We start from the raw sequence: 14,910 nt of genomic DNA on the forward strand, positions 1-14,910 counted from the left end.
TTGAAAATAAACACAAACACCTCCTCAAAAAGAGGTATTTATGCTCCAATCAAAAAAGAATTATATACGTACTAATCAAATTCTTCTTTCGAGTTGCTTGTAATTCACCTTACCACTCATCGTCAAAGGCATCTTATCCAAAATAATAATATCCGCTGGCTGCTCATGTTCAGGAAGCTCTAGCAAAGCTCTTTCAAAGAGTTCTTCTCTTAATTGTTTCTTTTCACTTGCAGATGCGCTCTTATTTCTTAAGGAAATGTATGCTACAGGAATATTAATTCTTTCTTCATCTTCAAGTGTTACTACTCCACATAATTCGATTCTTTTGTCCCTTGTGATTAATTCCTCTATTCTCTGAGGAAACAATTTGTAAGAGAAACCATCCTTTGCTCTTGTGAAGCAAATACGCTTGATTCGCCCAGTAACAAATACGAACCCATCTTCGTCAACATAGCCTAAATCTCCGGATTTTAACCATGAATTGCCTTCCTTATCGAAATACATTATTTCTTTTGTAGCCTCTTCATTATGAAGATAGCCCATCATGTTGTTAGGTGAAGAAAAATGAAGTTCGCCTTCCTTTCCATATGGCAATTCAGCCTGCGTTTCTAAATCCACAACCTTAACAGTTGTCTTCATAAACGGAATTCCAACACTACCAATCTTGCTTATTTCATTACAATTGGCGCATAAAGTTGAAGCTGCTTCTGTCATTCCATAACCGCATGAATAACTAGCCTTAGAATTATGCTCTTTCAAAAATTTATTAAATGCCAATTCCTTCTGTTCAGGACATTCTCCGCCACCTCCAACAAAGAATTTAAGGAAACTCAAATCCTTTTTCCTATACTTTGGATGCATTACAGCATCAATGTATGCTGGAGTTCCTAAAAAAAACTCTGCAGAGTACTTATATATATTCTTAGCAACCTTTTCAGGATCCATTTGGATTTGCAGAATAATTTCTGTTCCAGAACAAATGGCAACATGTAAATGAGCAGTTCCATATGCTAAAAAAGGTGGCAAAATGAACAACCACGTTTTGGGAATCACCTCTCCATATAGTCCATTTAAATCTTGTGATGCATGCTTATTTATATCATCATTACTAAGCATTACCCCCTTTGGTTCGCCAGTACTTCCACTGGTATAAACAATTACTGCCAGCTTCTCATGATCTTTATTCATTTCTGGCACTGTAGCCGCTTTTCCCTTGTTCAGGAAATCATTCCAGTTATAATCACCTTTTATCGCCTTATTCTTTAGTCGATATGCCACTTTCAAATATCTAGGCATTGAGTCAGCAACCGAAAGAACAACTATTGGAATATCTATTTTCCCTCTAACTGATTCAATCTTTTCTCCCGCTGCATCTAACACTAACAATAATTTGGAATTTGTTTCAGTTAATGTATTAACCACTTCCTGCTCTGCAAGTGTCATATAAACAAGATTTGTAACAGCTCCAATATAATTCAATGCATAGACAGCATAGATAGTTTCAGGAGTATGCATCGACATAATTGTAACTATGTCACCTGCTTTTATTCCCATAGTGCTAAATGACTTAGCTGCCTTTTCAACATTAGCGATAAACTCACCACTCGTAATGCTTGTACCAAAATATCTAAAAAGCTTCTTTGATAAGTTATCCTTATTCGCTTTCCATACATACTCGTACATTGTCATTTCTGGAAGTGGAGCTTCAAGCGCTTCCTTTTTGTAATATTTCAACCACGGCTTGTCTATGCTTGGATAGCCTGTCTTACTATTATTAATCATCCTTATCCGCCTCGTTTTTTCTCTGCTTTCTAATTCCTAACCTTTCCTCTTTCAAACCTCTTACTCTTTCTGGTGTAGGTCTATATGGTTCTTGATTAGTTTGTTTTTTCTTTTTCTTATGCCCCTTTCCCTCAGGTTCCATTCTCGCATATCCTCCAGCCATAACATTTACCTCCACAAAAATCCTAGAAAAACTCCTGTTCCGTACAATACTGAAATAGCCATCCCTATATTTAAAGCAGTAGATTTCCTATGAATAACTTTTTCATTATCAAATATGCATTTATTTAGTAAATTCCATTCTTGTACGAAAAATACTTCCATATCATTAATTGAATATGACAAATCATCTATAGACGCCATTGTTGGACTGCTATAATCACTAGACCATACACAAACTAAAAAACTTATAATTGAAACAACCGCCGATATACCAGTCATAATTAGCACTGGTAACGGTATGTTATTTATCTCTCCGGTAGAAAGAAAGAAAACGCTTGTTATTAGTCCCCATAGTGTTAATCCAAATCCCGAGCGATTTTCAAGATGTGACTTTCTCGTATATTGCATATCAAGATTGTGTTTTGATATATCTAAAAGTTCATTAATTCCCGTTTGATTAACACCATTCTTTTTCAAGCTCTTTGTGTTCTTTTCAATTAGTTCTTCTTCGATTTCATAAATTATAGGTTCTCTAAATATGCTCATTACGTTCACACATCTCCATCGATTAACAACTCCTAGTCTTTTAAAGATTAACTAATCATCCACTATTTCCAATCAGCATAATAATTATCAATCAAGTATTGAGCTCTATCTCCTATATAAGTACCTTTCCATTCACTAGCTATTGTTTGCAGTTCTCTATACGCAGTACCATCGCTTGCAATTTCGCCATCAATTATTTTTTCTATCATTCTTTCAGCTGATGCTGCATCACTATATTTTTTAAATCCCATTTTCTACATCCTTTTGTTAACCCATCTCTTCTAACGCTCGATAATCTACTTTTCCCATTCCAGTCAGTGGTAGTTTATCCACAAATTCATAAATATCCGGCAATTCGTAATCATATAATTCATCCGTAACAATCTTTTCGATTTCTGATTGGACTATTTTTTTATCAGCAGAATTATCCTTTAATACGACAAATGCCTTAGTAGCATAACCAGAGTATTTATCTTTTACTGATACAACAGCTGCTACTTGCACCGTTTCATTAGTCATAATACAATGCTCGATAGTAGCTGGGAACACCTTGAAGCCTGCCTTTACAAACATTCGCTTCAAACGGCCTACAATGTACACTCTTCCATCTGCACCTATGTATCCAATATCACCTGTGTGTGCCCAAGTAGTACCATCCTCATGTTTCTTAAGAATATCTACATTCTCATTTTCGAACTTCCCAAAATAGGATTTCATTACTGTCGGTCCAATGATTGCAATTTCACCCTGCTCACCAATTTTACACTCTTCATATCCATGGTCTGTTTCTTTAAAAGCAGAAATATTATTAAGTGGATAAGGAACTCCGACACTTCCGATTTCATTTGCATTCAATCTTGAGTAAGCCGCCGCAGCCATAACCTCTGTCATTCCATATCCTTTAGATACACGAATTGATGCGCCATGACTTTGCAAATAATTATTTACCTCTATTTCCAATGATTCATCCAGCTTATCAGCGCCTAATATCAAAGAATGCAAATAGCTAAAATCTGCATTTTCATATTTCCCAGATAGTAAAACACCTACACTTGATGGAACAGTTACCACATGATTAGGTTTGTATTTTAATATCAGTTCCCCCAGATCATCTGGCCCGAATTTAGGGACCAAAATCACTTTCAATCCCATACAGAATGGAACATTTATAGAATTACAAATTCCATAGTAAGTCCAGGGTGGTGCCATGCATAAAAAACTATCATGCTCGCTTTGATTAAAGCCAACCTTGAATTCCATTTCGACCACAGCATTTACATTGTAATTAGTTCCAATTACGCCCTTAGGCTCACCTGTAGTTCCGCCAGTATACGCTATAACTGCATCGTTATTACCAGCACTATTACCATCAATAGTTCCAGTAAACTCCTGCGCTTTATTAGTAAAAGCTTTCCATGTGAAAACCCCTGCTGGGATGTTCTGTCTGAGTTCTTTATCCTTACATCTAACAATAAACCTCAGAGCAGGACTCAGGCCCTCTATAGGTGATACTGCAACTACAACCTCAGCTGTTGTGTTACTCCTAACATTTTCAAACTTATCTGTAATTGAATCCAAATAGAGTAAAACTTTTGAATCTGCATCATTTATTGCCTTTTCTAATGTTGGTGCGCCACAGCGAACATCAAGCATGTTTGCAACAGCGCCTATCTTATTTATGGCATAAAGCAAATATATTGCCTCTGGAATATTTGGCAAACATACCGATACAATATCCCCTTGATTAACGCCAACTGCCTTAAGTGCTCGCCCAGTCTGATCTATCTTTTTGAATAACTGCTCATATGTTACCTTTAAGCCTAGATACTCGATTGCCACCATTTTTTTCCAAATCACCTGAATGCCTATGCATATTTTCATACATTGATACATCTGGGATATCTATATCCAATTCTTCGTCCGTGTAATACTTAAGCCATGGCTTGTCTATGCTCGGATAGCCAGTTAGCTCCTGTCTGTCTGTCTGTCTGTCTGTCTGTCTGTCTGTCTGTCTGTCAAAATCTTTTTTCTCCTTATTCAAACTGTCAATAACATCTGTGTTAAATGCTTCCACTTCAATTAACCCTTTTATGTTTTCCTTTATGAAAGTAATATCTCGCTTTCCTGAATATGCACTTGGGAATGATTTCCAAATACAAAAATCATTTGGTACAGCCTCAGCAATTTTCATAACTTCGAATACTGTTCTCTGTATTTCTCGTAAATAATCATTCATCAACTTTGGATTACTCTGCAATAACCTATCCACTTCATTCTCCCAAACTATATGCGCAATAAGCTTACCGTCATCCCTTGGATGTGTTTATACCTCACAAAGTTTAACCCTATCAGAATTAAGAATTGCCCTTTCAATATCAAAATTAAATATTTTCTCAGTTCCTATAAGTGAATAATCATTTTTTCTTCCAAGAACTACTAGGCTTCCATCTTCTTTGATATATCCAATATCGCCAGTTTTACTCCACTTTTCTCCATTCTCATCTATAAAGAAGAACTCCTTCGTTGCTTCTGAATTCTTGAAATATTCCAACATTCCAATTTCGGTTTTAACATATACATTTCCACGTTGCCCGTACCGAAGTTCTTGATTATCATCATCAAAAATTCCAATAACTGTAATGTCTGGTAGCGGTATACCAGATGCTACATTTGAGAACTTATGGCTTGTGATATCAGTTGTTACTGTTGCTCCACATTCACACTCCCCATAGCCATTTAACAATCTAGCGTTAGAACCATGCGAGTGAAAAACACCTTCTATATTTTCGATATCCTTTTCTGTAAGAGGTTCTCCGCCTTCAACTGGATACTTCAAAAAACTTAAGGACCTTCCCTTTAGTCTTTTAAGGCTTTTTTCAAACGTAAAACCTTGAAACATACTAGTATTTGTTAATATGTATTCCGGCTTAAACTTCAATACATTTTTGATAAAAACATCATGATCAAATCTTGGATCAACGCATACCTTCACTCCATATGAAAGTGGAAAATTAATTCCTAGACTTAACCCAGTTGAATGCCAAGGCGGTATATTCTGATAAACTTTCTGCCTTCTTGATGTATCAAATCCAGAATTTCCATAGGCATTGATTAGTTTCTGAAAACTATCTACCGAAAGAAGTATTCCTTTTGAAGCTCCAGTTGTGCCACTAGAATAAACCATCGCCATTGGATATTGAGGCTCATACTGTTCTGTCTCGACAACAGGCTTTCCTTCCCCCACTTTTACAAAATTATTCCAGCTAATCTCACCACATTGTTCATTTGCTTTCGTACCGCTCTTAATAAATCGTAGAATTGATGAATTCAACAACGGTAACACTATTACTTGTATTTCTTTATCCTTTGTAAATGAGTCTCTGAACTTAGAAATAAAGTTATCGGCCACAATAACTATTCGGCTTTCACATTCTTTTATTCTGCTGAGCATTTCATCTGTTGTATAAAAAGGCGCTATGATGTTTGCAATTGCTCCAATTTTGCTTATTGCATAAAAGGTATAAATAACCTCTGGTGTTGTTGTAGAGCAAATGGTTACAAAGTCTCCCTTTTTCACACCAAATGCAACTAAAGCCTTTGCAACTTCGTCTATATTCTTGAACAAACTGCCATATGTAATCTTTGCTCCAAAATACTCAATAGCAATTTCATCAGGGTATGATTTGTTGTTTTCTAGCAGTCCTATATATGGTGTTGTTCTAATAAATTTGTTACTTCTTTTTATGCTTTTATAAAACTGTTGCCATGGTTTGTCTATTGATGGATAGCCATTCCTTTTTTCAATCATTATTTAACTCCTCCGTAACTCGCTCTATCCCTTCATTCAACAATTCAACTCCTATACATTTTAAAACGTATTTTTTATAGCACTTTGTTGTTCCTGCAATTCCGTTTTGAACATCTACCCATGAGTTATCATCATACCAAATATATTTAACTAAATTTGTATCCCTTGGGGAATATGTTAAAAATACGTTTCCTTCCTCATTCCATTCATATAAATTACTAATGAAATTCTCCTGTTCTTCTAGGGATGCATCATACAAAAGCCAAACAGCGAACTTATGTAATCCTTCAACCTCATAATCAGAATAATTCTCAAAAAATGCATAGTTCAAAAATGAAATTGTGTTTGAATCACCTGCTTCGTAGCCCTGCTTTAATATCTCGATAATATCTTCACATCTATTATTTAAATGCATCGCTAACTTATTATCTAAAGCTTTGTCACTACCAACTTTAATAGCCTTATCATAATAATCATCAGCTATATCTATATTTTGAGGGGAATATAGTCCCTGTGAATATAGGTAGCCCATATTATTTAATGCTACTGGCGATTCACTCAGTTTTTCCATACTGTATATTTCTACCGCTGCTTCATAATTGCCTGAAATACATGCATTTTCAGCATATTGCAATAATGTATGTTCACTCGTATTCTCATCAATCACCCTCGAATAAAAGCTATTATTCTCAACATGTGAATCATTGTTTACTTCAGAATTCTGATAGACTTGGTTTTGATTAGAATTATCTAGAATGATTCCATTATCATTATTTAAATATTCTTGTTCTATCCTTGAATAGTAATTCTTAATGTAATACAAATTAAAAGCAATAAATGCACCTATAACCAATGCTATTAACTTTAGGAGCACAGTAATAAAACTAACAAATAGTCCGTTTTGAAATACCTCTTTAATTTTCCTCACTTTTTCACAGCCTCCAGATTAAGTATTAATCATTTCACCAGACCTGTAATCTATGCCTCCTCTGTTGTCAACTATCTCTTCTAGTTTTCGATAATCGACCTTTCCCACACTGGACATTGGCACTTTATCAATAACTACGTACTTTAACGCAACATCTCTAGGTGGAAGTTTTTCTAGTGATAACTCTTTTATTTCTTCAATTGCTTTTGATGAATTTTTGCATGAAGGTTTAAACACAATGCACGCTGTAGGGATTTTGCCATTATCACCTTCTTGATTTGCAACACCTATCACATGTACGGCTTCAACATCAGGATGCTCAGATACCACTTCTTCGATAGCCACTGGAAACACATTATGTCCGTCCGGTCTGACAATCATTCGTTTCTTTCGGCTTGAAATAAAGACATTTCCATCTTCGTCCACATATCCTAAATCACCAGTATCAACCCATCTAACTCCATCAATTTCCTTAAAAAGAATTTCTTCATCCTTTGTATTATTGCTATACCCTTTCATCACCGATGGACCAGTGATGAAAATCTCCCCCTCTTGACCATATTTCAACTCTCTATTTTGATTACTGTCCCAAACCATGATGTTATTGCGGCACAATGGTTGCCCAACGCTACCCGTTTTATTGCATTCGTCATTGATACAAATAATGACACCACTGCTTAGTTCCGTCATTCCATATCCTTTAATTACAGGATGCTTTATATTTCGTTTGGTTATGAACTCGTTAATAAATTGCTCTGACGAAACTGTCATCTTATCGCCGCCCGCAATAAAATATTTTATGAAAGACAAATCTTTCATTTTCTTATCTTTGGCAATTAGTTCAAAAAAGTATGGCACACCAACAATGTTGTTAGGCTTATTCTTTCTAACCAGCTTTCCCAATTCTTCTGGTTCAAATTTAGGTATAAGCTGTAGTTCCATTCCCTCTGCTAGTGGCGCACAAATACCACATGCCAATCCATACGCAAGAAATGGCGGCATAATATCCAGCAAAGAATCTCCTTTTACCATATCTGGAAGTACATGTTTATTTGCAAAACAAATTGCAGTAAGACTTCTATTAGTCAACATGGCTCCCTTAGGTACACCTGTAGTACCAGATGTGTACACAATGGCTGCTACATCATCAGGCTCGGTATTAACGCTAGTTAGGCTTTTTCTTCCGCTCTTAGTAACAAAATTATTCCAGCTCTCAAAATCCTTATGCGCCTTGTTATGCATTTTCACTCTATAAGCGAGTTTTAAATGAAGCGGTAGAGAGTCAGCCGCAGATATTTCAACACAATTAGCAATTGCTAACTCATCAGCGACCTTCCCAATCTTATCGTTGTAAATATCTATAGAAAAAAGGAGTTTTGTGTCAGTTCCCAAAAATTCTTTTATTCGCAAAGCATTTATTCTTGGATCAATAAAATTTGCAATTGCTCCAATTTTATTCAAAGCTAAAAACAAATAAACTGTCTCAGGTAAAATTGGCAGACAAAGAGAAACTTTATCTTCTTTTTCGATTCCCCTAGCAGATAAAACCTCTGCTAATTCATCAACACGTTTCTTTAACTCAAAATATCTTAACTTGGTTCCATAAAAACTTATTGCGACCTCATTTTCAAACCCTTCATTCTTCATGCACTCAAAGATATGAAGATAAATACTTGACTCCTCATAATCTTTATGTAATGCCTCATCACTGTAATATTTCTGCCATGGTTTGTCCTTGGATGGATAACCGGTCCATTGTGAATCCATAGTATATTCTCCCAATATAATTATCTGTTTCAGAAAGTAGACTTTTTGAAACAGCATATTTATAATGGAGTTGTTAGACAAAATAACGGTTTTTGCTTAATTTTTCACTGTTTCTTATTGTCTACTCAATGAAACACATTTCAGCATTTCTTTAATCTCTAGTTTCCTTACACCTACGATAAAACGTGCTATGCGACATTCCTGCTTTTTCAGCTGCTTCCCTGCTAGTAATTGCTCCGGCATTCCACTCGTTACAAGCTTGCTGAAACGATTCAGATAAAGCTTTCTTTGGTCTTCCAAATACAACACCTCTCTCCCTAGCAGCAACGATTCCCTCACTCTGCCTTTGTCTAATAAAAATACGTTCAGTTTCTGCGACATAAGCTAAAATCTGTAACACCAAATCTGATATGAATTTGCCAGTAAGTCCATTTACTTCTGTTGTAGTATTCAATAATGGCATATCCAAAATCTCAATATTGGCTTCTTTTTCTTTTGTAATAATTCTCCACTGATTTAGAATTTCATCGTAATTTCGTCCTAGCCTATCTATACTTTTTGCAACAACTAAATCATCCTTCTTCAGCTTCTTAATCATTTTTTGATATTCAGGTCTGTCAAAATTCTTACCGGACAATTCATCCACAAAAATATTTCTCTTGCTAATCCCCCTTTTCATCAGCGCATCAAATTGCCTATCGGTATTCTGATCCTTACTTGAAATTCTTATATACCCATACTCCACCATATCATCGCCTCCTTTATAGCTTTTCCCAAACTTTAAAGCAGGCAATAAGAAACATACTTTTTATGTACTTAGAATAAGTCCATTTTTACCATAATAACATTTTGCGAACTTAAAATGTACTTACATTAAACTTTCATTGTTGAGGGATTAAATATGACAAAAGAAAAAGATAAACATTTAGGATTAAGAATAGATAGTGAAACTCATGACAAGCTTAAAGAACTTGCTGAATATGATGGTCGTTCTATAAACGGGGAGGTTTTATATCTTATTCGACAAGCTATCAAGAAATATGAACAAGAAACAAAATAACTAAAACAAAAGACACATGAGATTCATTTCTACATGTGTCTTTATTATTTATATCATCTGAAAATACTTCAACGCCTCTTCAACAGGCTTCCAATGCCCTCTGGACAATCTCGTCTCACATAATCTGGATTCTGGTAACATCTATAAAGTGCTCAGCTTGTGACTAATTCTTGGACAATAACGCAACCGTCTCCGTATGCATTGTGTGTCCAAACTGATCACACACAGTGTACTTCTGAAGGTGATAGCCACGCTCCTCTAGATACTTGAGGTCGCGGGCCAATGTGGCACTGTCACAGCTGACATAAACAATACGAGAGGGCTGCATCTTTACCATGGTATCAAGGGCAACTGTGTCGCATCCCTTGCGAGGTGGATCCACCATTATGACATCTGGGTGGGACATCTTCTCGTAGATTTCTGGAAGAACTACCTCTGCTTCGCCACAGTAGAACTCAGCATTATCCAAGCCATTAAGCTTTGCGTTTGCTTTAGCGTTTTCGATAGCCTGTGGAACAACCTCGATTCCAATCACGCGTCCTGCGTGCTTTGCCATAGAGAGGGAAATAGTACCGATACCGCAGTAAAGATCCCAAACCTCTTCTGTACCGTGCAAATCAGCATACTCAAGCGCCTTGCTATACAATTTCTCCATCTGGTCGTGATTGACCTGATAGAAGGAGTTTGCGCTGATATCAAAGGCGATAGTATCACCATTTGTAAGAGTGATAGTATCGCGGATAGCTTCTTTGCCGTAGAGGACCTTGGTCTCATATCCCATAATGACATTATCGCGGCGGGTGTTGATATTGAGCACCAACGAAGCCAACTCAGGTTCCACGGTTTTCACGTGAGATACTAATGAATCCACTGCCGGAAGCTTATCACCATTCACCACTACACAGACCATTGTCTCGCCAGTGGCCTTGCCTTCTCGGACGAGCACATGACGAATTAAGCCCTTACCTGTAGCCTCGTCATAGGCAGCTACCTTATTTTCATTCATGTAATCTATTACCGTATATACGATATCCATACTCTTTTTAGAGCAGATTTTGCAATCAGATGATGGAACAATCCTATGGCTTCTGGCACCATAAAATCCCGCAATCAGATTGCCATCTTTATCTGTCCCAATTGGAACCTGTGCCTTATTACGATAGCGAAATGGGTCTATCATTCCAAGGATTGGCTCACGAACCGAATCAACAAACGCTCTGTCATAACCGCCAATCTTTACCAGATTATTCGCAACAATATTGTCCTTGATCTCCAGCTGCTTAGCATAGTCTACCTGCATAATCTGACAACCGCCACACTGCTTTGCATTAGGGCAGGCTGGCTCCACACGGAATTTGCTTGGTTCAATAACTTCCTTCAGAGCAGCGAAGCAATATGTCTTTTTCACCTTTGTGATAATAACATCACAAACATCTCCAACAACTGCATCTTTGACAAAAATGGTCACACCATCAGTGTGACCAATTCCTGCGCCCTCAAGGGACATATCTTCGATTGTAAGTCTTACAATATCATTTTTATTCATTAATTCTTTCCTGTTCTACGGATGTTTGAATCAAGCAGACGATTAAAGCCCTGCCAGGTCAAATTGTTCTCGTCAACATTCTCAAGAGCCTCATAGATTGTCTCAAGCTTTGCATCGATATTGTCCGCAAATGAAAGGGCAATTGCCTCTGCAATAGCTGGCTTCTTTGGTGAGCCAAACTCAAGCTCGCCGTGATGAGAAAGGATACAGTGAATAAGCTCCTTGCGCTTCACCTCTGGGAAGCCTGGAATCTCGTCAATTGATCTGTCCAGCATATTTGCGCCAACATAGATATGACCGAGAAGCTGTCCCTCGTCAGTGTAGTCATTTCTAGGGAACTCTGAAAGCTCTCTAACCTTTCCAAGATCGTGGAAAATTGCAGCTGTAATAAGTAAATCCCTGTCAAGGAAAGGGTACTGCTTGCTGAAGAAATCACAGTTGGTAGCAACCGAAAGTGTGTGCTCCAATAGTCCACCAGTGAAGCCATGATGAACTGACTTCGCTGCAGAATGAGATTTAAACTGCTTGATGAACTCCTTGTCCTCAACAAAATATTTATTAAGTAAAGTCTTGAAATATGGAGTCTTTACTGAATTGATGAGCTTCATCAAATCGCTCCACATAACGCCAATTTCCTTCTTGCTGGCTGGAATATAATCTGAAATATCGTACTCTCCATTGTTTGCCTTGCGAAGTCTCTTGATGTTGAACTGTAATGCACCGTTCCAGCTTGTGATATCACCAGTAACAGTGATGAAATCAAGCTCGTCGTAGTCGCTGATTCCCTCTGAATCAACATCCCAAATCTTTGCCTCAATTGTACCGCTCTTATCGCAAAGTGTAAGTGACTCAAAAGCCTTTCCAGTCTTTGAAATGCCCTGGGTCTTCTTCTTGCAAAGGTATGTTTCTGTACCCCTGTCTCCCTCTTTGAGGGTGTTAATGTATTTCATTTAATTCTCCATTTCTAAGCCCGATAAACAGGCGCGCGGTAGTCCCGCAAAATCTTATTTAATTATAAGGGATGGTGGAAGGATAATCAACGGGAAGGGGATGGTCGAAAATATAAATTTTTATGTCGATTTTTAGTCGTTTTCCGACTATTCTTGTGGTAGGATGCTACTTAAGGATGCCAATAGCAGACAAGCTCTTGGTGTTGCAAAAGGAGCCAATCTCGCTCCGGTGCAATACCAAGGCTTGTAAGCGTAACTGGCACAGTGAGGTGAATCATGAAAAATATATTATTTCCACAATTGAATGGTATTCTACATGGCGGAGACTACAACCCAGAGCAATGGTTGGACCGCCCTGATATTTTAGAAAAAGATATAGAACTTATGAAGGAAGCAGAAATCAACACCGTTACTATGGGTGTTTTTTCCTGGTCCGTACACGAGCCTACAGAGGGCAATATTAACTTCGACTGGCTGGCTGATATCATGGACCGTCTATACGATAATGGCATCTATACTGTACTCGCCACTCCTACAGGTGCTCGTCCAGCATGGCTTGACGCCAAGTATCCTTCTGCCATGCGCTGCGATGAAATGGGTGTAAGAAATCACCACGGTGTGCGACATAATCATTGTATGCAGTCACCTGAATATCGTGAAAAAGTTCGCATCATGGATAAAGCCCTCGCTCAGAGATTTTCCGGTCATCCAGGGCTATTGATGTGGCACATTTCAAACGAGCTGGGTGGCTACTGCTACTGTGATACCTGCCGTCAGAAATTTCAGGAGTGGCTTGCGGACCGCTACGACCACGACATCGAGAAGCTGAACAAAGCTTGGTGGACCACCTTTTGGTCACACAAATTCAATAGCTTTGATCAGATTGACCCTCCTTATGCGAATGGCGAGAACTGTGTGCTTGGTCTCAACCTTGACTGGAAGAGATTTTCAACCTGGTCTGCCACAGATTTTATGCGTTTTGAAATCGATACTCTTCACGCTGCAGGCGCAAAAGAACCTACCACAACAAACTACATGGAGATGTTCTACGATTATGACTACCATTACATGAGTCAGTTTATCGATGTTATCAGTTGGGATAATTATCCTGAAATGCATAACAACAGGCAGTCAGACAGCATGCATCTTTTAGAACGAAGCTTCAATCATGCTCTCTTCAGAAGCCTTAAACCGGACCAGCCATTTATGATGATGGAATCAGCTCCCGGAGTTGTAAACTGGCGACCTTACAATAAATATCGTCGCCCTGGTATGCACAAGCTTATCTCGATGCAGGCTTTAGCAACAGGTTCGGATACAGTACAGTACTTCCAAATAAGGAAGAGCCGCGGTTCTTCTGAGCAGTGGCACGGCGCAGTCATCGACCACATTGGAACAAATGATACCCGCATCTTTAAAGAGGTTGCGAGCCTTGGTGCTGACTTGAAAAAAATAAGTGAAATTACCGGCTCCCTTTCCGATAACAAGGTTGCTATCCTCTTTGACTGGGACAATCGCTGGGCAATTGATGATGCATGGGCACTTTCAAACGAGACCAAGAACTTTGACAAAACCTGTATGGAAATCTACAACGAATTTATGAGTCTTGGTGTGGAACCAGACATTGTTTCTTCTGATGGAGACTGGAGCCGATATAAAATCATCTGCGCCCCAATGCTCTACGTTCTTCATGATGGAATAGGTCAGAAGATATCAGACTTTGTTAATCATAGCGGTCAGTTTATGGCTACCTATTTCACTGGCTATGTAAACAAGGACTTGTTGGCTAATCTTGGAGGTTTTCCAGGAGACGGTCTGGACAAGGTCTTTGGCCTTCGCTCTGAGGAAATTGATACTCTTTATCCAGAGGACAAGGTGACAATCAGCATTCATGATAAAGCTAGTCGCAGCGCTCATTCAGTGTCTGTTCACGATTATCAGGAAATGCTACGTGATGTTACAGCGGAAGTTCTGGCAAGATACGAAAATGATTATCTTGAGGGCACTCCTGCAATTACCCGAAACACCTTTGGAAATGGTAATGCATACTATGTTGCATGTCGCACTGACCAGCACGACTTGGAATTTCTTTACAGGGAAATGCTTGAAAATGCGAATATCGCATATACGAATCTACCACAGGGCGTTGAAAAACACAGCCGTTTTTCAGATGATGTAAGATATGACTTTTATCTGAATGGTAGCGAGGATAGTAAAACAATCACAAATATTTATGGCATTGATATTCTCACTGGAGAAGAAATCGATGGGACACTTCCCCTTAACAAATATCAAGGTCCCAATAATAAAAAGGGGCTGTGAAATAATCAGCTCATGAAAAAAAGAGAAGTAATAGCTGGA

The 14,910-nt window shown here is 38.1% G+C and carries 14 protein-coding genes; 2 read left to right on the forward strand and 12 right to left on the reverse strand.

Annotation, left to right across the window (positions count from 1 at the left end; all coding sequences use genetic code 11):
- Positions 1–75: 75 nt before the first annotated feature.
- The 10 genes from FXF36_RS08025 to FXF36_RS08065 form a co-directional block, all read right to left on the reverse strand.
- Positions 76–1,782: an AMP-binding protein gene (locus tag FXF36_RS08025; protein WP_151623259.1), complete on the reverse strand. Its 1,707-nt coding sequence runs from the start codon at positions 1,780–1,782 to the stop codon at positions 76–78.
- The gene (locus FXF36_RS16275) at positions 1,775–1,945 is read right to left on the reverse strand and encodes a hypothetical protein (protein ID WP_167511323.1); all 171 of its coding nucleotides are present in this window, start codon (positions 1,943–1,945) and stop codon (positions 1,775–1,777) included. The genes FXF36_RS08025 and FXF36_RS16275 overlap by 8 nt, the downstream gene beginning before the upstream one ends.
- Positions 1,946–1,950: 5 nt before the next feature.
- Positions 1,951–2,490: a hypothetical protein gene (locus tag FXF36_RS08030; protein ID WP_151623260.1), complete on the reverse strand. Its 540-nt coding sequence runs from the start codon at positions 2,488–2,490 to the stop codon at positions 1,951–1,953.
- Positions 2,491–2,552: 62 nt separating this feature from the next.
- Positions 2,553–2,741 (reverse strand): hypothetical protein, encoded by a 189-nt coding sequence (locus FXF36_RS08035; protein ID WP_151623261.1) that lies wholly within the window; start codon positions 2,739–2,741, stop codon positions 2,553–2,555.
- Positions 2,742–2,757: 16 nt separating this feature from the next.
- Positions 2,758–4,347: a class I adenylate-forming enzyme family protein gene (locus tag FXF36_RS08040; protein ID WP_167511324.1), complete on the reverse strand. Its 1,590-nt coding sequence runs from the start codon at positions 4,345–4,347 to the stop codon at positions 2,758–2,760.
- Entirely contained in the window at positions 4,292–4,759 is a 468-nt protein-coding gene (locus FXF36_RS08045) for a hypothetical protein (protein ID WP_151623263.1), read from the reverse strand. The genes FXF36_RS08040 and FXF36_RS08045 overlap by 56 nt, the downstream gene beginning before the upstream one ends.
- 54 nt (positions 4,760–4,813) lie before the next feature.
- Complete coding sequence (locus FXF36_RS08050; protein ID WP_151623264.1) at positions 4,814–6,298, reverse strand: class I adenylate-forming enzyme family protein; 1,485 nt, start codon at positions 6,296–6,298, stop codon at positions 4,814–4,816.
- The gene (locus FXF36_RS08055) at positions 6,291–7,226 is read right to left on the reverse strand and encodes an SEL1-like repeat protein (protein ID WP_151623265.1); all 936 of its coding nucleotides are present in this window, start codon (positions 7,224–7,226) and stop codon (positions 6,291–6,293) included. Before FXF36_RS08055 ends, FXF36_RS08050 begins: the two co-directional genes overlap by 8 nt.
- Positions 7,227–7,244: 18 nt before the next feature.
- Positions 7,245–8,993 carry a class I adenylate-forming enzyme family protein gene (locus FXF36_RS08060; RefSeq protein WP_167511325.1) on the reverse strand — a complete coding sequence of 583 codons (1,749 nt, stop codon included), beginning with the start codon at positions 8,991–8,993 and terminating at the stop codon, positions 7,245–7,247.
- Between the two features lie 151 nt (positions 8,994–9,144).
- Positions 9,145–9,741 carry a recombinase family protein gene (locus FXF36_RS08065; RefSeq protein WP_151623267.1) on the reverse strand — a complete coding sequence of 199 codons (597 nt, stop codon included), beginning with the start codon at positions 9,739–9,741 and terminating at the stop codon, positions 9,145–9,147.
- 153 nt (positions 9,742–9,894) lie between these two features.
- Between FXF36_RS08065 and FXF36_RS08070 the strand changes: the two genes are divergently transcribed.
- A complete protein-coding gene (locus tag FXF36_RS08070) occupies positions 9,895–10,053 on the forward strand; it encodes a type II toxin-antitoxin system antitoxin (RefSeq protein ID WP_151623268.1) in 159 nt (52 codons plus the stop codon).
- Positions 10,054–10,216: 163 nt separating this feature from the next.
- On the opposite strand, the gene rlmD is transcribed toward FXF36_RS08070, so the two are convergent.
- Together rlmD and FXF36_RS08080 are read right to left on the reverse strand one after the other, a co-directional pair.
- A complete protein-coding gene (gene rlmD / locus FXF36_RS08075; RefSeq protein ID WP_151623269.1) occupies positions 10,217–11,599 on the reverse strand; it encodes a 23S rRNA (uracil(1939)-C(5))-methyltransferase RlmD in 1,383 nt (460 codons plus the stop codon).
- A complete protein-coding gene (locus tag FXF36_RS08080) occupies positions 11,599–12,549 on the reverse strand; it encodes a 3'-5' exoribonuclease YhaM family protein (RefSeq protein WP_151623270.1) in 951 nt (316 codons plus the stop codon). The genes rlmD and FXF36_RS08080 overlap by 1 nt, the downstream gene beginning before the upstream one ends.
- Positions 12,550–12,825: 276 nt before the next feature.
- Between FXF36_RS08080 and FXF36_RS08085 the strand changes: the two genes are divergently transcribed.
- Complete coding sequence (locus FXF36_RS08085) at positions 12,826–14,871, forward strand: beta-galactosidase (protein ID WP_243143476.1); 2,046 nt, start codon at positions 12,826–12,828, stop codon at positions 14,869–14,871.
- Positions 14,872–14,910: the final 39 nt, after the last annotated feature.

The sequence above is a fragment of the Pseudobutyrivibrio xylanivorans genome (assembly GCF_008935055.1).
Classification (GTDB): Bacteria; Bacillota; Clostridia; order Lachnospirales; family Lachnospiraceae; genus Pseudobutyrivibrio; species Pseudobutyrivibrio xylanivorans_A.